This window comes from Kitasatospora sp. NPDC008115 (assembly GCF_042957205.1).
Lineage (GTDB): Bacteria > Actinomycetota > Actinomycetes > Streptomycetales > Streptomycetaceae > Kitasatospora.
In genome coordinates this window covers 129,677-148,445 of record NZ_JBIBHU010000010.1, presented here as the reverse complement: position 1 = coordinate 148,445, position 18,769 = coordinate 129,677, and the positions used below count along the sequence as shown (strand labels likewise).

Sequence of the window (18,769 nt, the reverse complement as noted above, 5' to 3'; positions counted from 1 at the left end):
GCGGGGGCGGGGAGTTCACCGGCGCGATGGGTTTGGCGGGGCGGGGGCGGGTGAGGGGCCGTCAGGCGCTGACGGGGGCGGTGGGACGGTCCGACAATCGGGCGATGGACTTCGCCCCTGGCCCGGGGCCGGTCGGACCGGCGGCGCCGGCGGTGCCGACACCGTGGCATTGGCCGTGGCACTGCCCGTCGCCGTCGCCGTCGGCTTCTCCGCCTGCGCCCTCCCCGTCCGTGCCCGCGCCTTCGCCGACCTCCGTCGAGCCGTCATCGACCGCCTCCCCGGTTCCGACGCCGGCGCCCTCGCCGGTCCCCGTGCCGGTGCCGGTGCCGTCGGTGACATCGACCCCGGCCCCGGCCGCCTCGCCGCACGCGGCGCAGCCGGTTCCGGCCCCCGCCCCGACCCCGGCCGCCGTGCCGCCGCCGCGCGCCCCGATCACCGTGGAGGCGATGCCGCCGCCCGCGCCGCCGTCCGCCCGGCCGCCCGTGGCCACGCCCCCGCCGGCGCCCCTCCCGGCGCAGGCCTCGCCGAGCTGGATGGCCCAGCCCCCGCCGCCGCCCCCGGCCGCGCCCCCGCCGGCCCCGACTCCGACGGCCACCCTTGCGGTCGTCGCCGCGCCCCCGCCGACCGCCGCGCCGCCCGCCGCCGGCCTCGACCCGGTCGCCTGGACGGCCGTGCTCGTCCTCACCGTCCTCGTCCCGGCCGCGCTCGCCGCGGCCCTCGGCCACCACCACGCCACCAACCGGAGCCGCCGATGAACCCCGCCCCCCTGCTGAGCGCCGCCGCGTGCGTGGCGCTCGCCGTCGGCGCCCTCGCCGTCGCCCACCGCATCCGTCCGGCCGTCCCCGAGGGGGAACTCCCGCCCGAGCCCCACCCCGTGCTCGCCAGCATCGGCTCCGGCCTGCTGTCCGGCTTCATCCTGCTCACCGGCTTCCTGGTCGCCACCGGCTGGGCCGCGCGCACGACGGGTGCCGCCCCGCCCCGCGGCCTCTACCTCGCCGATCTCGCCGCCGGCACCGCCGTCCTCCTCTACCCCGCTCTGGCCGGCCTGCCCTTCACCGCCCGCTACACCACCGCCGTGGTCTTCTTCGCCGCCCTGGTCGGCTACACCATGTCGCTGGCCGTCGAACTCCGCCCCTGACGTCGGCATTCCGTCCCTCCGGGGGCGCGTTCGGGGCGCGCCGGGGCACATGGCGGGGAGGGGATGCGCACTCGACAGGCCGCGCGTGGACAGACCATTCTCGAACGTACGTTCGTGGTCTGTCGCCTCAACCCCCGCGTGAAGGAGACCTCGTGGAACGTCAGTCGGAGAACCCGCCTGCCCCCCTGAACAGCCCGCTGAAGTGCCCCGTCGACCACTCGGTGCTCGTCCTGGACCCCACCGGGCGAGCCCGCGACGCTGAGAGCGCCGAGCTGATCGCGCGCGGACCCGCCACCCCCGCCGAGGTCCTCGGGGTGCAGGCGTGGGCCGTGTCCGACCCCGACCTGCTGGCAGCCCTCCTCAAGGACCCGCGGATCGCCAAGAACGGCTCGCACCACTGGCCCGACTACGAGGCGGTGGCGGCCGGCTGGCCGCTCGCCCTGTGGGTGACGGCCCGCAACATGTCCACGACGGACGTCGAGCACCACCGCCGGCTGCGGCGCCTGGTGAGCGCGGCCTTCACCCCCCGCCAGATCGCCGCGCTGCGCGAGCGCATCGAGGGGATGACGGCCGGGCTGCTCGACACGATCGCCGCCACCGGGGCGGGCGGCGCCCCGGTGGACCTGCGGCAGCAGCTGGCCCGCGCACTGCCGATCCGGGTCATCGCCCACCTGCTGGGCCTGCCCGAGGAACTGCGCGACGGCTTCAGCCGGTACGTCGACGGGGTCTTCAGCACCACCCTCACCCCGGAGGAGTCCCAGGCCAACAACGCGGCCCTCTACACGGTGATCACGACGCTGATCGCGACCAAGCGCGAGCAGCCCGGCGACGACATGACCTCCCTGCTGATCACCGCCCGCGACATCGAGGGCGACGGCAGCGCCCTCACCGAGGAGGAGTTGCTCGACACCGTCATGCTGGTGGTCGCCGCGGGCTACGAGACCACCGTCAACCTGATCGACAACTCCATCTTCCTACTGCTCACCCACCCCGACCAGCTCGACCTGGTGCGGGCCGGAAAGGCGGGCTGGGAGGACGTGGTCGAGGAGTCGCTGCGCCGGGAGGCGCCCCTGTCGCACCTGCCGCTGCGCTTCGCCCTGGAGGACATCGAGCTCCCGGACGGGGGCACGATCCACCGGGGCGAGGCGGTCCTGGCCTCCTACGGCGCCGCGGGCCGCCACCCCGCGCGCCACGGCGACAGCGGCGCCGTCTTCGACATCACCCGGGAGGTCAAGGACCACCTCGCCTTCGGCCACGGTCCGCACTTCTGTCTCGGCGCCCCGCTGGCCCGCCTGGAGGCCCGCACGGCCCTGAGCGCCCTCTTCGACCGCTTCCCCAACCTGACCCTCGCCCCGGACGCCGACCTGGAACCCGTCGACTCCCTGATCTCCAACGGCCACCGCACCCTGCCCGTCCTCCTGAACACCCCCACCCACCCCTGACACCCGCCCCCGCCCCGGCGGGCCGGCCACCGGAGGGGAGAGTCGGCGGGGCCGGCCTTCCACTCCGCGCCGCCACCCCATTCGCGGGTCGTCGGTCGGAGTGGAAAGTCGGTGGGGTCGACTTTCCGCTCCGCGGCGGGGCGTGGTTGTCCGGGGGCGGACGGGCTTAGCCTGGAGGGGATCTGGTGGGCCCCGGGAGGGGGTTTGGCATGGTCACCGTGGGTGAGGTGGTGCTCGGGCGGGTCCGGGCGCAGGCCGAGGTGCTGGCCGGGCTGGACGAGGCGGTGCGGGCGGACCAGCCGGACGCGGTGCACCGGATGAGGGTCGCGTGCCGACGGCTGCGCAGTGCGTTCCGCACGTACCGGCGGCTGCTCGCGCCGGGGGCGACGGACGAACTGGTGGCCGAACTGCGGTGGTTGGCGGCGGCGCTGGGGAGGGCCAGGGACCGGGAGGTGCTGGGCGAGCGGCTGGTCGCGCGGGCGCGGGAACTGCCGGCGGAGTGCGGGCCCGAGCGGCTCGCGGCGGAGCTGGAGCGCTGGGGGCGGGCCGAGTACCGGCGGGTGTGGCCGGAGGTGTCGGCCGCGCTGGACAGCCCGCGCCGCCGCGCCCTGGCGGACGGCCTGGCGGCGCTGCTGGCCGACCCGCCGCTGCGCGGCCGGGCGGGACGGGCGGCCGGTCCGGAGCTGGCCCGGGTGGCCGCGCGGGAGCAGCGGCGGACGGCGGAGCGGGTGCGGGCGGCGCTCACGGCGGGCGGGGAGCGGGACACCGCCCTGCACGAGGCCCGCAAGGCGGCCAAGCGGGCCAGGTACGCGGGCGAGACGGCCGTACCGGTGGCGGGCCGGGCGGCGGAGCGGTACGTGGAGCGGATGAAGGCCGTCCAGGAGGTGCTGGGCGAGCACCAGGACGCCGTGGTGGCGGCGGCCGCGCTGCTCGGCCGGGCGGGCACCTCCGAGGAGCCGTTCGGCCACGGCGTGCTGTACGGGCGGCAGTTGGCGGAGGCGGAGCGGGCCCGGCTGGCGCTGCCGCAGGTGTGGGCGCGGGCGGAGCGGCCGAAGCTGGCGCGTTTCGGGTGAGCGGGCGGGTCAGTCCTCCGCCGGGCTGAGGCCGGCGGAGCGGGCGGCGGCGCGGAGCAGTTCGCGCAGCATGGCGGTGCTGAGCCGGCCGGTGTTGGTGTTGCGCGGGCTCACGTGGTAGCAGCCGTACAGCTCCAGCGGCGGGCCGCCGTCGCGGGCGGGCAGGGTGACGTGGGCGCCGTGGCCGAACAGGGGACGGGGGCGGGGGACCGTCCAGCCGGCCGCGTCCAGGGCGGGCAGCAGCGCCTGCCAGGCGAAGCCGCCGAGGGCGACGACGCTGCGCACGGTGGGGCGCAGCAGTTCGAGTTCGCGGGCGATCCAGGGGCGGCAGGTGTCGCGTTCGGCGGTGGTGGGCTTGTTGTCGGGCGGGGCGCAGCGGACCGGGTCGGTGATCCGCACGCCGTGCAGGGCGAGGCCGTCGCCGTGGCGGACGGATTCGGCGCGGTTGGCGAGGCCGAGGCGGTGCAGGGCGGCGTAGAGCAGGTCGCCGGAGGGGTCGCCGGTGAAGATCCGGCCGGTGCGGTTGGCGCCGTGCGCGGCGGGGGCGAGGCCGACCAGGACGAGCGGGGCGTCGGGCGGGCCGAAGCCGGGGATCGGGCGGGCCCAGTAGTCCCAGTCCAGGTAGGCGCGGCGCTTGACGCGGGCGGTCTCCTCGCGCCACTCGACCAGCCGGGGGCAGGCCCGGCAGCCGGTGACGACGCGGTCGAGGACGGTGAGGTCCGCGGCGCGGGCGGCGGCCTCGGCGGGGTGGCGCGGGTGGTCCGGGTCGTCGGCGGGGTCCGGCGGGCCGGCGGGGCCCGACGGGGCTGGGGACTGCGGCATGGCGACGATCGTAGGGCCCGTCTTCGAACCCCCGCCTGCCGGGAGGCGCCCCCACCTCCGCCTTGCGATGCACGCACCCGGACACCGCCAGGCCCGCCCTGCGGGCGGACGACGGGGGTTCGAAGACGGACCCTGGGGCGCGCACGGGGTTCGCCCGGGAGCGGCCGGGCAGGCGTAGCGTGGAATCGGTGGTTCCGGCGGGCGCCGGCCGGGCGGGTCGGCGACGGCCGGGGCTCGCTGCTGCGCGAGGAGGCCGTCATGGTCGTCGATGTGGTGCTCGGGGTCATTGTCGCGGTGCTGCTGGTGGCGGCCGTGGTGGGCGGGCTGAGCGTCCGGGTGGTGCAGCAGTTCCAGCGCGGTGTGGTGTTCCGGTTCGGGCGGGTGCGCGAGGAGGTGCGGCAGCCGGGCCTGGTCGCGCTGGTGCCGGTGGCGGACCGGCTGCGCCGGGTGAACGTGCAGATCGTGACGTTGCCGATCCCCGCGCAGGAGGGCATCACCCGGGACAACGTGACCGTCCGGGTGGACGCGGTCGTGTACTTCCGGGTGCTGGACCCGGTGAAGGCGATCGTCAATGTGCAGGACTACAACTTCGCGATCTCCCAGGTGGCGCAGACCTCGCTGCGCTCGATCATCGGCAAGAGCGAACTGGACGACCTGCTGGCCAACCGCGAACCGATCAACCAGGGGCTGGAGTTGATGATCGACAGTCCGGCGCTGAGCTGGGGGATCGAGATCGACCGGGTGGAGATCAAGGACGTCGCCCTGCCGGAGGCGATGAAGCGCTCGATGTCCCGGCAGGCGGAGGCCGAGCGCGAGCGGCGGGCGCGGATCATCACGGCGGACGGCGAGTACCAGGCGTCCGCGCGGCTGTCGGAGGCGGCCGCCGTGATGAGCTCGACCCCGGCGGCGCTCCAACTGCGGTTGCTGCAAACGGTGGTGGAGGTCGCGGCGGAGAAGAACTCGACGCTGGTGCTGCCGTTCCCGGTGGAGCTGCTGAGGTTCCTGGACAGCGCGGCGGAGACGCACCGGCGCGGCGTCGCAGAACGTGACGGCGCAGAGCGTGACGGCGCCACCCCCGGCGCGGGCGCGGTGGAGCCGGGAGCGGTGGAGGAACCGCCGCTGCCCGGTATGGAGCAGCTCGAACTGCCGCCGCTGGAGGAGGTGTTGGACCGCTCGCCGCTGAATTCCCCGAAACCGGGGCAGGGTGGCGGCGGTGCGGCGTAGCGGGCCCGGTGGCGGGGCTCCCGGCGCCGGACCACGATGGAGACGTGGGAGTGGCAGGCACGTCAGGAGGCCGATCATGACCAATGCGGGCGACATCATGCACCGGGGCGCCGAGTGCGTGCGCGAGCACGAGACACTCGCCGCCGCGGCCAGGATCATGAAGGATCGCGGTGTCGGCGCACTGCCGATCTGCGGGGAGCGGCAGAAGCTCCTGGGCATCCTCACCGACCGTGACATCGTGCTCAAGTGCGTGGCCGAGGGCCTCGATCCGCAGCAGGTGACGGCGGGCGACGTGGCCCAGGGGCGGCCGATGACGGTGGAGGCGGACGAGGACGTCGAGCAGGTGCTGCGGGTGATGGAGCAGTACCGGGTGCGCCGGCTGCCGGTGATCAACCACCCGGAGCACGAGCTGGTCGGCATGATCAGCGAGGCGGACATCGCGCGCGGCATGCCGCAGGCGCTGGTGGCGGAGTTCGTGACGGCGGTCTGCGCCGAGGACCCGCCGCGCTCGAAGGAGGTGCTGGAGACGCCGCAGGGCGCGTGACGCGCCGGAACGGACGCCGGACGGCTCAGGCCAGCGCGTAGACCGCGGTGGCGTGGGCCGCCGGGTTCTGCTCGCCCTCCGCGGTGAGGGTGATGTCCAGGAAGGCGATCCGCCGGCCCAGCCTGGTGACCCGGGCGTGCACCAGGACGTCCCGCCCGGTGACCGCGCGCTGGAAGCTGGTCGACTGCTGGACGGTGGTCATCGGGCCGAAGCCGCCCCGGGCCGCCGAGACCGCGATCACGCAGGCGGTGTCGGCGGCCGCCATCAGGGCCTGCCCGGAGAGCGCGCCGCCCTCCCGGGCCAGCTGCTCGGACCAGGGCAGCCGCAACACGGCGTGCTGCTCGCCGGTGTCGGTCACCGACAGGCCGAGCGCCAGCACCCAGGGGGCGAAGTTGTCGGCCAGGATCTTGTCCGCCTCGGCGGCGGTGAGGGTGGTCATGCCGTCATTGTGGCGGCCGGGCCGCACGGTGTCAGCGGCTTCACCCGCCCTCGGACGGCTGTGCCCGCAGTGCCCGCTGCATCAGCTCCGCCAGGTGCAGGGCCCGCCGGCCCTCGGCCAGCTGGGCGATCTGGGTGCGGCAGCTGAAGCCGTCGGCGAGGATCACGGTCCGCGGCCCGGCGGCGCGGACCTCCGGGAGCAGGACCCGCTCGGCGATCGCCACCGACACCTCGAAGTGGCCGCGCTCGAAGCCGAAGTTGCCCGCCAGGCCGCAGCACCCCGAGTCCAGCACCCGGTTGGTGACACCCATCCGCCGCTCCACCCGGCGGTCCGCCGCGCTGCCGAGCACGGCGTGCTGGTGGCAGTGGGTCTGGGTGACGGCCTCCACCGGCAGCTGCGGCAGCGGCGCGTCCGGCGCGAACTCGTCGATGAACTCGGCGAAGGTGCGGGTCCGTTCGGCCAGCGGGCGGCCCTCGGCGCCGAGCAGGCGCGGCACCTCCTCGCGCAGCGTCGCGGTGCAGCTCGGGTCGAGCCCGACGACCGGGGTGTCCGCGGGCAGGCCGGTGGCGGCGAGCGCGGCCAGGCTGCGCCGCATCACCCTCCGGGCGCCGGGGAGTTGGCCGGTGGAGTACCAGGTGAGACCGCAGCAGACCGGGCCGGCCGGCAGCCGGACGTCGAAGCCCAGGTGCTCCAGCACCTCGACGGCGGCGCGCAGCACCTCCGGTTGCAGGTGGTTGGCGAAGGTGTCCGGCCAGAGCAGGACGGGCGGCGCGCCCGCCGGGGCCGGGCCGGCGGTGGCGCGGTGGCGCCGGTACCAGCGGGTGAAGGGCTCCGGCGGCAGGACCGGCAGCACCCGGCGCGGATCGACCCCGGCGAGCCGCTTGAGCACGCCGGCGGCCGGTGAGCGGGCGAGGGTGTTGGCCAGGACGGGCGCCAGGCCGGGCGCGAGGGCCGTGCCGCGCAGCCAGAGCGGCAGCCGGCCCAGCGCGTAGTGGGCGGCGGGGCGCGGGCGGTGCCGGTAGTGCTGGTACAGGAACTCGGTCCGGTAGGCGGCCATGTCGACGTGGACCGGGCAGTCGCTCGCGCAGCCCTTGCAGCCGAGGCAGAGGTCCAGCGCCTCGCGGACCTCGGCCGAGCGCCAGCCGTCCGCGATCGCGCCCCCGGCCGGGCCGCCGCCGCGCAGCATCTCGGCGAGCAGCCGGGCGCGGCCCCGGGTGGAGTGCCGCTCCTCGCCGGTGACCATGTAACTGGGGCACATCACCCCGGTGTTGGGATCGACGCACTTGGCGACGCCGACGCAGCGGCGCACCGCCTTGGCGAGGCTGCCGCCGTCCTGCTCGTACGGCAGGGCGAGCGGCAGCGCGCGCACCGGGCCGGTGAACCGCAGATCGGCGTCGAGCGGGCGCGGATCGACCACCGTGCCCGGGTTGAGCAGCCGCTCGGGGTCCCAGATCCGCTTGAACTCCTTGAACAGGGCGATGACTTCGGGTGGGTACATGCGCGGCAGCAGCTCGGCGCGGGCCTGCCCGTCACCGTGCTCACCGGAGAGCGAACCGCCGTACGAGACCACCAGATCCGCCGCCTGCTCCATGAACTCCCGGAACACCAGCACCCCGTGGGGCTCGGCGAGCGGGAAGTCGATCCGCAGGTGGACGCAGCCCTCGCCGAAGTGCCCGTACGGCACACCGCGCAGGCTGTGCCGGCGCAGCAGCGCGCGCAACCCGCGCAGGTAGTCGCCGAGCCGTTCCGGCGGGACGGCGGAGTCCTCCCAGCCGGGCCAGGCCTCGCCGCCCCCGGGCAGCCGGGTGACGATGCCGGCGCCCGCCTCCCGCACGCCCCACAGCTGGCGCTGCTCGGCCGGGTCGGTGACCACGGCGGCGGTGGCGGTGCGCTCGCGCCGGACGGCGTCGGCGAGGCGGCGGGCCGCGTCCAGCGCCTCGGCGGGGGTGGCGCCGCCGGTCTCCAGGAACAGCCAGCAGGCGCCCTCGGGCAGCCGGTCCAGGGCGGGCGGGCGCGGGCCGGCGGCGAGCAGCGCGGCGATCAGGTCGGCGGCCATGCCCTCCACGGTGAGCGGGCCGAGCGGCAGCAGCGCGGGGACGGCGTCGGCGGCGGCCGTCTCGTCCGGGTAGCCGGCCAGTACCAGGGCGCGGGCGGGCGGTTCCTCGACCAGCCTGACGGTGGCGCCGAGCAGCAGCGCGCAGGTGCCCTCGGTGCCGGTGAGCGCGCGGGCCAGGTGGTGACCGCGTTCGGGCAGCAGCGCGTCCAGCGGGTAGCCGGAGACCCGGCGCGGCAACGCGGGCATGCCCTGGCGGAGCACGGCCAGGTTCCGGTCGGTGAACTCCTGGAGCCGGTGGTGGAGTTGGCCCACCCGACCGGGCAGGGCGGCGAGCGCGGCGCGCCCGGCGGCGTCCAGCGGGCCGCCGACGGTCAGCTCGGTGCCGTCGGCGAGCAGCAGGTCCAGCGACTCGACGTTGTCGGCGGTGCGGCCCCAGGCCACCGAGTGCGCGCCGCAGGAGTCGTTGCCGATCATGCCGCCGAGCGTGCAGCGGCTGTGCGTGGACGGGTCGGGCCCGAACCGCAGCCCGTACGGGGCGGCGGCGCGCTGGAGGTCGTCCAGGACGGTGCCCGGCTCGACCCGCGCGGTGCGGCGCTCCGGGTCGACGCCGAGGACGGCGCCGAGGTGGCGGCGGAAGTCGAGCACCACCGAGCCGGGGCCGATCGCCTGCCCGCCGATGCTCGTCCCGGCGCCGCGCGCCACCACCGGCACCTCGTAGCGGCGGCAGAGCGCGAGCGCGGTGCGCACGTCGTCCAGGTCGGCGGGCTTGACCACGCCGAGCGGCAGGTGGCGGTAGTTGGAGGCGTCGTGGCTGTAGACGGTCCGCTCGGCGGCGCCGAACCGCACCTCGCCGCGCAGCACGGCGGACAGGTCGCGGGCCAGGTCGGTGCCGGGGGTGGTGTCGGGGCGGCTCACGGGCGGGTCCTCCCGGGCGGTGGTACGGCTACCGCCGATCATCGCAGCACTGACCGGCGGGCGGTACCGGGAAAGGGCTGGCCGGGCGCCCGGCGGGTCTGGCACTGTCGTCGCCATGATCACAGAACCCGACGCCGACGCCCGCCGCTTCCTCGCCCACCTGCCGGTCGGCGAGCGCCTGCCGATCCCCGAGGACGCCGCGCCGTCCTGGTCGATCTTCCCGTACGAGCCGTCCGAGGGCGGCGCACTGCGGGTGCGACCGCTGGACGCCCCCGAGCTGCCCGAACCTCCCCGGCACGGCGAGGCGGGCCCGGCGGAGTGCAAGGAGTGCGGACGCCCGGACGAGGAGTACGTCTGGACCGACGAGCACTGGCGGCTGCGGGCCTTCGGCGAGCCGCACGGCCTGCCCGCCGTGCTGCTGCTCCACCCGCGCGGCCACCACGACCTGCTCGACCTCCCGCCGGCCCGGGCCGCCGAGCTCGGCCCGATGCTCCAGCGCGCGGAGAGGGCGGTCCTCGGCCTCGGCGGCGTCGGCCGGGTGCACGTGAACCGCTGGGGCGACGGCGGGGCCCATCTGCACCTGTGGCTGATCGCCCGCCCCGAGGGCCAGCGCCAGCTGCTCGGCTCCACCCTGCCGCTGTGGATGGACGTCCTGCCGCCCCTGCCGGACGACCTGCGCGCCGACACGCTGCACCGGATCGCCGCCGCCCTCGCCGCCGACGGCGGTACGGCGCACCTCTGACCGGCGCGCGGCCCGGTGCTGCCGGGGGCGTCCGCCGGAATGCGGGCACGCGCACGACGCCGCCCGCCGGCTGCCGGCCATGACGCCGGTCCGCGCCCGACGCGCGCCGTTCCCGGCCGGCGGGCAGGCTGGAGGCGTCACCACGGTGGGACGCGGACGGAGGCGGGCATTGGAGCAGCTGGCGCGGCCACCCCGGGTCGGCGAACTCACCGCCTTCCTGGCCCGGCTGACCACCGTGCTGCTGCGCAACAGCGGCGAGGGCGTCCAGGAGCTGGAACCGGCGGTGGCCGGGGCGGCCCGGGCGCTCGGCGGCTCGGCGCGGCTGCTGGTCGTCCCGGAGGGCGCGGTGCTCGACGTGACCTCCGGCGGCGGGACCGGCACGGTGACGGTCCGGGCGTTCCCCGAGGTGTTCCGCCTCGACCAGGTGGCCGCCGTCCGCGCCCTGCTCGCCGACCTGGAGGCGGGACGGCTCACCCTGGCCGCCGCGGCCGGACGGCTCGCCGCCCTCGACACCACCCCGCCGCCGTACCCCTGGTGGGCGAAGGCGCTCGGGATCGTGCTGTTCTCGCTCGGCTTCGCCCCGCTGATGCAGCCCACCTGGTGGGAGGTCGGCTCCACCGCCGTGCTCGCCTCGGCCGGCGCGGCCCTGGCGCTGGCGGCGGGCCACTGGCCCCGGCTGAACCCGGTGCTGCCGCTGGCGGCGGCCGTCGTGGTCTCGGTGATCGCGCTGCTGGTGTTCGCCCGCACCCCGGCGCACGGCGGACCGGTGCTGATCATGCTGCCCGCGCTGTTCTACTTCGTCCCCGGCGACTACCTGAGCGCCGCCACCGCCGAACTCGCCGCCGGCCACCTCACGCCGGGCGCGGTGCGGCTGGTCTACGCGGTGTTCCTGCTGCTCCAGCTGTACGTCGGGGTGCTGATCGGACTGGCCGTCACCGGCCGTGACCGGCACGCGCTGTTCGACGTGGCGGCCGCCCGGGACCTGCCGCGCTGGGCGCTGTTCACCGCGTGGATCGTCTTCACCGCGGGCACCGTGTTGGCCTTCGCGATCCCCGCCAGGCTCGGGCCGGTGCTGCTGCTCCTGGTCTACCTGACGGTGGCGGCGCAGACCCTGGCCACCTGGCTGGCCGGCGAGGTGGCCGGGACCTTCGCCGCCGCCGTCGTCCTCAGCGCCGTCGCGACCCGGCTCGCCGCCCGCCCGGGCGCGCCGCCGCGGCTGATCCTGCTGCTGCCCGGGTTCTTCACCCTGACCGTCGGCTCGCTCGGCCTGCGCGGCCTGACCGACCTGGCCGGCGGTCACCCGATCGGGGGGTTTCGGGACCTGGTGGAGCTGGTGACCCTGGTGACGGCGATCGCCATCGGGCTGCTGACGGGCGAGGTGGTGGCAGCGGTGCGCAGCCGCCGCCCCTGACGGCCGTTCAGCGCACGCCGACGACCGCCGCCGTCCGGGCCCTGGCCGGGCCGTCACCGACGGCCAGCTCGCGCACGTACCGGTCGAGCGGCGGCCCAGTCGGCTCCGCCACCCGCCCGGAGTACCGGAAGCCGGCCCGCCGGGCCACGGCCGCCGAGGCGTGGTTCTCCGGGTCGACCCTGATCACGCCCTCGCTCGCGCCCTCCCGCGCCGCGTACCCGCACACCAGGTGCACCGCCCGGGTCACCAGGCCCCGCCCGCGCCAGGCGGGGTAGAGGCCGTACGCGATGTTGACCTGTCCGGGGGCCAGGCACGGCATCGCGAACCGCAGGTCGATGGTGCCGGCCAGCACCGGCTCCGGCCCGGTGCGGATCCCGAACACCCGGGCCGGCCCCCGGTACACCCACTGCGCGGTGCACCGCTGTACGTACTCCTCCGTGCCGGCCCGGGTGCTCGGTCCGCCGTTCAGCCACCGCACCAGCAGCTCGTCCTCGCCGGCCAGGTGCGCGTCGATGTCCGCCGCCCGGAACGGTGTGAGCGTGACGACCCCGTCGGAGAGCCTCACTTGATCCATGGGTCCCACTCTCGCGCCCCGGACAGGCCCGGGACCACCGGGATTTCGGCCAGCTCGGACCCGAAACCGCACACGGCTTCCCGAGGGGCCGCCGGGAGTCGCGGACAGGATCCGTCCTAGATGATGGGCACACTGCCCGTATGACGAAGACGACGAATTTCCGGGGCCTGGCCACCGTCCGCTACCACGCCGAGGAGCTCGAAGCCGCCCGCGCCTGGTACACCGAGGTGCTGGGCGTCGAGCCCTACTTCGAGCGGCCCGACTACGTGGAGTTCCGGCTCGGCGACCACAGCCAGGAGCTGGGCATCTCCCGCACGCCGTCCGCCCCGGCCGGCGTCGTGGCGTACTGGCACGTGGACGACGTCGACGCGGTCATGGCGCGGCTGCTGGAGCTGGGCGCGGCGCCGCACGAGCCGCTGCGCGACTACGGGCCGTTCCGGGCGGGCGCGGTGCGCGACCCGTTCGGCAACGTCCTCGGCGTGATGTTCAACCCGCACTTCCTCGACGTGCTCGCCGGGGCCGGGCGCGATTGAGGAACGCCGCGAGCCCGCGGGCGGAGGGTCCGCGGGCTCGGAGGCGGAGGGGTCGGCTCAGTACCAGTGGTGGGACTGCCAGAACGCCCAGGCGCCGCACGGGCTGCCGTAGCGGGAGTTCATGTAGTTCAGGCCCCACTTGATCTGGGTGACCGGGTTGGTGCGCCAGTCGGCGCCGGCCGAGGCCATCTTGGAGCCGGGCAGCGCCTGGACCAGGCCGTAGGCGCCGGAGGAGGGGTTGGTGGCGGTCACGTTCCAGCTGCTCTCGCGGGACACGATGTTGTTGAAGCACTGGAGCTGGCCGGCCGGGACGATCTGGGCGGCGATCTGGCGCGGGCTGCCGGAGTAGGCCGGCTTGCTGTTCAGCGCCGAGCGCTCCTGCGAGCGGGAGGCGGCGGCCGCGGCGTCGGCCTTGGCCTTCGCCTCCGCTTCCGCCCGGGCCTTCGCCTCGGCCTCGGCCTGTGCCTGTGCCTGGGCGGCGGCCTGGGCCTGTGCGGCGGCGTCCGCCTCGGCCTGGGCCTGCGCGGCAGCGGCGGCGGCGGCCTGGGCGTCCGCCTGGGCCTGCGCCTGCGCCGCGGCCTGCGCGTCCGCCGAGGTGTCGCCGGTGGTGCCGACCACCGCGGCCGCGGGGGCCTCGGCGACGGCGGTCCCGCTGTCCGGGATGGCGAGGGCGGCGGTGGCCGCGCCCGCCACCACCAGGGTGGCGATGCCGGTGATCAGCGAGTTGCGGCGGGCATGGCTGAGCTGCATGGAGCGGGCGATCCTTTTCCGTCGGGGTGCCGTCAGGTGGCCGTCCGGGCGTGCCGGCCCCGGGCGGGGCGGCGGGCACGGGCGCCGGGCATCGCGCGGGGACCGCTCGGGGGAGGGGCCCGCGGTGGCGTACGGGACGGCCGTGGTGCGTACCCCGGTGCCTACGGCGCTGCGTACGGCGGGACGGGGCGGGACGGGATGCGCGGCGGGGGGACCGGCCGCGCTGCCTGGCGACGGGCCATTCTTGGCAGAGCCCGGTACGGGCGGCAAAGCCGACTGCTACGACGGGCGGTAGTGGAGCGGGCGGCCGCAACGACGAAGCGCCCGGCCGACGCCGGGCGCTTAGTGGTGATTTGTCCGTTTTTATGAATCGATGGATGGAACGCGGGCGTCGTCGTTGAACGAACGGCGCGAACCGGCCTGGCGCCTGCGTTCTTCCGGCCCTGCGCGGCCGGGCCGTCCATGCCGCCGCCCTCCGCGGATGTCCGGCGGGGCGCCGCCCGGCGTCCGACCACTATCGGCGGCAGTAGACCGCTCGGCGCGTGTGGGAGGCCTCACAGACGGGTGACGCCGGGCCGGACGCTGGGTGACCGGGTGCTCACACGCTCCGGTACGGGTTCTGCTCCAGCGGTCGCGGAGCGGCGGAGTACGGGTTGCCGTCCACGGGCCGCTGGGTGCCGTGGTCCGGCAGGTCGGGCACGGCCGGCGCGTCCGGCTCCTCGTCGTCCTCCGCCTCCGAGGACGGCGGCTCCTCCTCCACCGGTACCAGGTCGCGGGCCAGCAGGGTGGCACCGGCCACCGCGCCCGGCATGGCGACCACGGTCACCAGCGGTACCAGGAACCCCAGCACCAGCGGCACGCCGAACCCGAGGGCCAGCCCCATCCGCCCGCGCAGCAGCCGCAGCCGCTCGCGCTGCGGCACCCCGCGCCGCTGCAGGCCGACCGAGGTCAGCTCCAGGGTGAGGAAGAAGCCGGAGACCAGGAAGCCCAGCACCGGCACCACGGTCTGCCCGATCACCGGGATGAACCCGGCCGCGAACAGCAGCACGCCGAAGCCGCCGGCCCGCACCAGGACGAACAGGCTGTCCCGGGCCGCCACCACCAGCTCCCGCCAGAGCGGGACCTCCGGCGGGGTCGGCGCGCCGCCCTCGGTCTCGTCGACCTTCTCGCACAGCTCCTCGTAGAACGGCTGGCCGACCAGCAGCGTGACCGCCGTGAAGGTGAGAACCGACAGCAGCAGCCCGCCGACGAAGACCACCGCGGCGAGCGTGGTGCGCAGCAGGTCCTGCCAGAGAGAGGACCAGGAGTCGGCGAACGGGGTGGCCCACTCGGCGACGTCCCCGGCCCAGCCGCCGAGGAAGAACAGCGCCACCGCGTAGCCGGCGAGTGTGATCAGCGCCGGGATCATCCCGAACGCCCACCAGCGGCCGTGCCGCCCCACCCACTTCTGGCCCTTGGCCAGGTACCCCATCCCCGCTGCAAGATCTCGCATGAGGGAAAAGGGTAGGGGCCGGGACGTCGCCGGGTCATGTCCGCCCCGTCACGGAACGGCACCGGAAGAGCGGCACCGGACGAGCGGCACCGGAAACGGCGCCGGGCCCGGGAGCCTCCGCAACGGCTCCCGGGCCCGGTGTCCGCGGGCGGTACTGCGCGCCGGCTCAGGATGCCGGAGCCACCTCCGCGGCCCGCCGCCGACGGCCCACCACGGCCGACGCCGCCAGCACGATGGCCGCGGCGACCAGCGACAGGTACATCTGCTTCCGACCGTCGGCGTCGGTGAACATGTACGCCACCACGAACCCGATCATGCCGATCGCGGCCCAGGTGAGGTACGGGTACAGCCACATCCGCACGGTCAGCCGCTCCGGGCACTCGCGCTCGATGATCCGGCGCATCCGAAGCTGGGAGAAGCAGATCACGAGCCACACGAAGAGCGCCACCGCGCCGGACGAGTTCAGCAGGAAGGCGAAGACGGTGTCGGGCGAGGTGTAGTTGAAGAACACCGCCACGAAGCCGAACACCACCGAGGAGAGGATCGCCACCCGCGGCACGCCGCGCTTGGTCACCGTGGCGAAGGCCTTCGGCGCGTCGCCGCGCCGGCCGAGCGAGAAGGCCATCCGCGAGGCGGTGTACATGCCCGAGTTGAGGCAGGACAGCACGGCCGTCAGCACGATCACGTCCATCACCCGGCCGGCGCCCGGGATGCCCACGTGCTCCAGCACCGCGACGTACGGGCTGCCCTTGACGGCGGCGGAGTCCCACGGCAGCAGGGTCACCACGAGCAGGATGGAGCCGAGGTAGAAGATCCCGATCCGCCAGATGACGCTGTTGGTCGCCTTGCTGACCGCCTTCTCCGGGTCCTCGGACTCGCCGGCCGCCAGGGTGACGATCTCGCTGCCCATGAAGGCGAAGACGACGGTGAGCATGCCGGTGAACACCGCTCCCACCCCGTGCGGCAGGAAGCCGCCGTGGCCGGTCAGGTTCGCGGTGCCGACCGCGTCGGTGCCCGGCAGCAGGCCGAACACGGCCAGCGTGCCGACCACCAGGAAGGCGGCGATCGCGACCACCTTGATCCCGGCGAACCAGAACTCGAACTCACCGTAGGAGGCGACCGAGCCCAGGTTGGTGGCGGTCAGCACCGCCATCACGATCAGGGCGAAGCCCCACTGCGGAACGCCCGGCATCCAGCTGTTGAGGATCTTCGCGCCGGCGGTGGCCTCGACGGCCAGCACCACCACCCAGAAGAACCAGTACAGCCAGCCGATGGTGAACCCGGCCCAGCGGCCGAGAGCCCGGTCGGCGTACGCCGAGAAGGAGCCGCTCTGCGGGTCGGCCGCGGCCATCTCGCCGAGCATCCGCATGACCAGCACGACCAGCACACCGGCCAGCGCGTAGGAGAGCAGGATGCCGGGGCCGGTGGCGGCGATGCCCGCACCGGAGCCGACGAACAGGCCCGCGCCGATCACGCCGCCGATGGCGATCATCGACAGGTGGCGGTTCTTGAGCCCGGCCTTGAGGTGGCCGTCGCCGCCGGGGCCGTGTCCGTGGGAGATCGCGGAGGAGCCGGCCGGCGGGGATCCGGCCTGGGTGGTGGTGTCCGCACGCATCGTGAGGGTGCCCTGTGCCTTTCCAGCGCGGCCTGACCCTCGACTCGAACGCCGGAGGGTGGGGGACGGATCCGCGCATTGCGGTGCAACCTAGCCGCTACCTCCGGCTATCGGAACAAGGCGCCGGCAATTGTTCGTTGAGCGGACACAAAAGGCCTGGTCAGTGCAGGTGAAAAGACCTCGCGGAAAGCTCAAATCTGACGCAGCGACAGCAAGTTGGGCCCCTCCGGCGGGGTTTGTCAGGCGGCCGTCCATACTGGCCGCGTGATGATCGTGCTCGTGGTGCTCGGCGCCCTTCTCGTCCTCGCCCTGCTGACCCTCGTCCACTGGTACCTCTGGCGCCGGCTGGTGCGCGACGTATCGGCGCCCGGCGGCCTCTGGCGCCGGGCAGGTACGGTGCTCGCCGTCGTCCTCCCGGTCTTCTCGGTCGGCGCGCTGATCGGCAACCGGGCGTTCCCGATGTCGGTCCAGCGCTTCTTCGCCTGGCCGGGCTTCCTGTGGCTGGCGGTACTGCTGTACCTGATGCTGGCGCTCGGCGTCGGCGAGCTGCTGCGGCCGCTGCTGCTGCGCCTGCCGGCCCGGCGCGCCGAACCGGCCGCGGCGGTCCCGCAGGCCGTGGCGGTCCCGCAGGGGGCTGCGGCCAAGGAGGCTGACGCTCCGTCGGCCGGGGCCGCAGCGCCCTCCCCGGCCCCCGAGGCCGCGCCCTCCCGGACCGCGTCCTCCCTGACCGCGCCCTCGCCGGAGCGGCGGCTGTTCGTCGCCCGGGCGGTCGCGATCGGAGCCTCCGGTGCGGCGGCGGCCGTGGTCGGCAACGGCGCCTACGGGGTGCTGCGCGGGCCGAAGCTCAAGCAGGTCACCGTCCCGCTCGCCAAGCTGCCGGCCCGCGCCCACGGGTACCGGATAGCCGTGGTCAGCGACATCCACCTCGGCCCGATCCTCGGCCGCGCCCACACCCAGCGGATCGTGGACACCATCAACGGGGCCAAGCCGGACCTGATCACCATCGTCGGCGACCTGGTCGACGGCTCGGTGCCCGAACTCGGCCGCGACGCGGAGCCGTTGGCGCAGCTGCGGGCCCGCGACGGGGCGTTCTTCGTCACCGGCAACCACGAGTACTTCTCCGGTGCGGAGCCCTGGGTGGACTTCGTCCGCGAGCTGGGCGTCCACCCCCTGCAGAACGCCCGGGTGGAGCTCGGCGGCTTCGACCTGGCCGGGATCAACGACGTCGCCGGGGAGCGGAAGGGCGACGGCCCCGACTTCGGCAGGGCGCTCGGCGACCGCGACCCGGCCCGCACCGCCGTCCTGCTCTCGCACCAGCCGGTCACCATCCACGACGCGGTCCGGCACGGCGTCGACCTCCAGCTCTCCGGCCACACCCACGGCGGGCAGCTCTGGCCTGGCAACTTCATCGCCGAGCTGGCCAACCCCACGGTCGCCGGGCTGGAGCGCTACGGCGACACCCAGCTGTACGTGACGCGCGGCGCCGGGGCCTGGGGGCCGCCGGTCCGGGTCGGCGCGCCGTCCGACATCACCATCGTCACGCTGGCCTCGCTCCAGGCCTGAGCCGGTTCCGGGCCGTTCGTGGGCCGGTCCCGGGTGCTCAGGTCTCGGTCACGTCCAGCAGCACGATCCGCCGCGCGTCCGCCGGCCGCCCGGTGAGCCGGGCGGCCAGGATCGCCGGGATGTCGCCCTCCTGGGAGTAGCCCGGCAGCACGGTCACCTCGGCGTGCCGCACCCCCGCCTCGCCGGCCAGCGCGTACCGCACCCGGTACGTGGTCGCGGCCGGCGGCGGGGCCGGCCCGGTGCTCCGCCCCACGCGCCCACCTCCGTCCCGATGCCCCGCTCGTCCGGTCGTCCCGCTTGTCCTGCTTGTCCTGCCTGTCCATTGTCCGCCGGTCCGGCGGCATCCTGTGGCCGAACGGGGCAAATCCGGGCAGAGTGGAACCCCCGGGGCCGGGCTGCCCCGGCCCCGCGCGAACCACCGGGACGGCTCCGGGAA

General features: G+C 75.4%; 18 protein-coding genes. 10 read left to right on the top strand and 8 right to left on the bottom strand.

Features of this window, described 5'->3' with window-relative positions; translation table 11 throughout:
* Positions 1–332 precede the first annotated feature (332 nt).
* The 4 genes from ACFZBX_RS15240 (at position 333) to ACFZBX_RS15225 (ending at position 3,653) form a co-directional block, all read left to right on the top strand.
* Positions 333–755: a hypothetical protein gene (locus ACFZBX_RS15240; protein ID WP_391534223.1), complete on the top strand. Its 423-nt coding sequence runs from the start codon at positions 333–335 to the stop codon at positions 753–755.
* Entirely contained in the window at positions 752–1,138 is a 387-nt protein-coding gene (locus ACFZBX_RS15235) for a hypothetical protein (RefSeq protein ID WP_391534222.1), read from the top strand. The genes ACFZBX_RS15240 and ACFZBX_RS15235 overlap by 4 nt, the downstream gene beginning before the upstream one ends.
* A 197-nt stretch (positions 1,139–1,335) precedes the next feature.
* Entirely contained in the window at positions 1,336–2,580 is a 1,245-nt protein-coding gene (locus ACFZBX_RS15230) for a cytochrome P450 (RefSeq protein ID WP_391534303.1), read from the top strand.
* Positions 2,581–2,789: 209 nt separating this feature from the next.
* Complete coding sequence (locus ACFZBX_RS15225) at positions 2,790–3,653, top strand: CHAD domain-containing protein (protein ID WP_391534221.1); 864 nt, start codon at positions 2,790–2,792, stop codon at positions 3,651–3,653.
* Between the two features lie 9 nt (positions 3,654–3,662).
* Here ACFZBX_RS15225 and ACFZBX_RS15220 read toward each other — a convergent pair whose 3' ends face one another.
* Positions 3,663–4,475, bottom strand: coding sequence for a uracil-DNA glycosylase (locus ACFZBX_RS15220; protein WP_391534220.1), 813 nt, complete (start codon positions 4,473–4,475; stop codon positions 3,663–3,665).
* A gap of 258 nt (positions 4,476–4,733) precedes the next feature.
* Between ACFZBX_RS15220 and ACFZBX_RS15215 the strand changes: the two genes are divergently transcribed.
* A complete protein-coding gene (locus ACFZBX_RS15215) occupies positions 4,734–5,699 on the top strand; it encodes a slipin family protein (RefSeq protein WP_391534219.1) in 966 nt (321 codons plus the stop codon).
* Between the two features lie 76 nt (positions 5,700–5,775).
* The gene (locus tag ACFZBX_RS15210) at positions 5,776–6,243 is read left to right on the top strand and encodes a CBS domain-containing protein (RefSeq protein WP_391534218.1); all 468 of its coding nucleotides are present in this window, start codon (positions 5,776–5,778) and stop codon (positions 6,241–6,243) included.
* A 25-nt stretch (positions 6,244–6,268) separates the two neighbouring features.
* Here the strand turns inward: ACFZBX_RS15210 and ACFZBX_RS15205 are convergent, their stop codons facing one another.
* Both ACFZBX_RS15205 and ACFZBX_RS15200 read right to left on the bottom strand, forming a co-directional pair.
* Positions 6,269–6,682 carry a PaaI family thioesterase gene (locus tag ACFZBX_RS15205; protein ID WP_391534217.1) on the bottom strand — a complete coding sequence of 138 codons (414 nt, stop codon included), beginning with the start codon at positions 6,680–6,682 and terminating at the stop codon, positions 6,269–6,271.
* 40 nt (positions 6,683–6,722) lie between these two features.
* Positions 6,723–9,695: an FAD-binding and (Fe-S)-binding domain-containing protein gene (locus ACFZBX_RS15200; RefSeq protein WP_391534216.1), complete on the bottom strand. Its 2,973-nt coding sequence runs from the start codon at positions 9,693–9,695 to the stop codon at positions 6,723–6,725.
* Positions 9,696–9,768: 73 nt separating this feature from the next.
* Here ACFZBX_RS15200 and ACFZBX_RS15195 point away from each other — a divergent pair, with 73 nt between their 5' ends.
* Positions 9,769–10,395: a hypothetical protein gene (locus ACFZBX_RS15195; protein WP_391534215.1), complete on the top strand. Its 627-nt coding sequence runs from the start codon at positions 9,769–9,771 to the stop codon at positions 10,393–10,395.
* Between the two features lie 169 nt (positions 10,396–10,564).
* Positions 10,565–11,806, top strand: a complete 1,242-nt coding sequence (locus ACFZBX_RS15190; protein WP_391534214.1) for a threonine/serine exporter family protein — start codon at positions 10,565–10,567, stop codon at positions 11,804–11,806.
* 7 nt (positions 11,807–11,813) lie between these two features.
* Here ACFZBX_RS15190 and ACFZBX_RS15185 read toward each other — a convergent pair whose 3' ends face one another.
* Complete coding sequence (locus tag ACFZBX_RS15185) at positions 11,814–12,380, bottom strand: GNAT family N-acetyltransferase (protein WP_391534213.1); 567 nt, start codon at positions 12,378–12,380, stop codon at positions 11,814–11,816.
* A gap of 140 nt (positions 12,381–12,520) precedes the next feature.
* Between ACFZBX_RS15185 and ACFZBX_RS15180 the strand changes: the two genes are divergently transcribed.
* Positions 12,521–12,913 carry a VOC family protein gene (locus ACFZBX_RS15180; protein WP_391534212.1) on the top strand — a complete coding sequence of 131 codons (393 nt, stop codon included), beginning with the start codon at positions 12,521–12,523 and terminating at the stop codon, positions 12,911–12,913.
* A 57-nt stretch (positions 12,914–12,970) separates the two neighbouring features.
* On the opposite strand, the gene ACFZBX_RS15175 is transcribed toward ACFZBX_RS15180, so the two are convergent.
* The 3 genes from ACFZBX_RS15175 to ACFZBX_RS15165 all read right to left on the bottom strand — a co-directional run bounded on the left by ACFZBX_RS15175 (position 12,971) and on the right by ACFZBX_RS15165 (position 16,770).
* Complete coding sequence (locus ACFZBX_RS15175) at positions 12,971–13,663, bottom strand: lytic transglycosylase domain-containing protein (RefSeq protein ID WP_391534211.1); 693 nt, start codon at positions 13,661–13,663, stop codon at positions 12,971–12,973.
* A 598-nt stretch (positions 13,664–14,261) separates the two neighbouring features.
* The gene (locus ACFZBX_RS15170; protein ID WP_391534210.1) at positions 14,262–15,155 is read right to left on the bottom strand and encodes an EI24 domain-containing protein; all 894 of its coding nucleotides are present in this window, start codon (positions 15,153–15,155) and stop codon (positions 14,262–14,264) included.
* Between the two features lie 166 nt (positions 15,156–15,321).
* A complete protein-coding gene (locus ACFZBX_RS15165; protein WP_391534209.1) occupies positions 15,322–16,770 on the bottom strand; it encodes an amino acid permease in 1,449 nt (482 codons plus the stop codon).
* A 267-nt stretch (positions 16,771–17,037) separates the two neighbouring features.
* Between ACFZBX_RS15165 and ACFZBX_RS15160 the strand changes: the two genes are divergently transcribed.
* Positions 17,038–18,333 (top strand): metallophosphoesterase, encoded by a 1,296-nt coding sequence (locus tag ACFZBX_RS15160; RefSeq protein WP_391534302.1) that lies wholly within the window; start codon positions 17,038–17,040, stop codon positions 18,331–18,333.
* A gap of 37 nt (positions 18,334–18,370) precedes the next feature.
* On the opposite strand, the gene ACFZBX_RS15155 is transcribed toward ACFZBX_RS15160, so the two are convergent.
* Positions 18,371–18,586 carry a hypothetical protein gene (locus tag ACFZBX_RS15155; protein ID WP_391534208.1) on the bottom strand — a complete coding sequence of 72 codons (216 nt, stop codon included), beginning with the start codon at positions 18,584–18,586 and terminating at the stop codon, positions 18,371–18,373.
* Between the last annotated feature and the right edge of the window lie 183 nt (positions 18,587–18,769).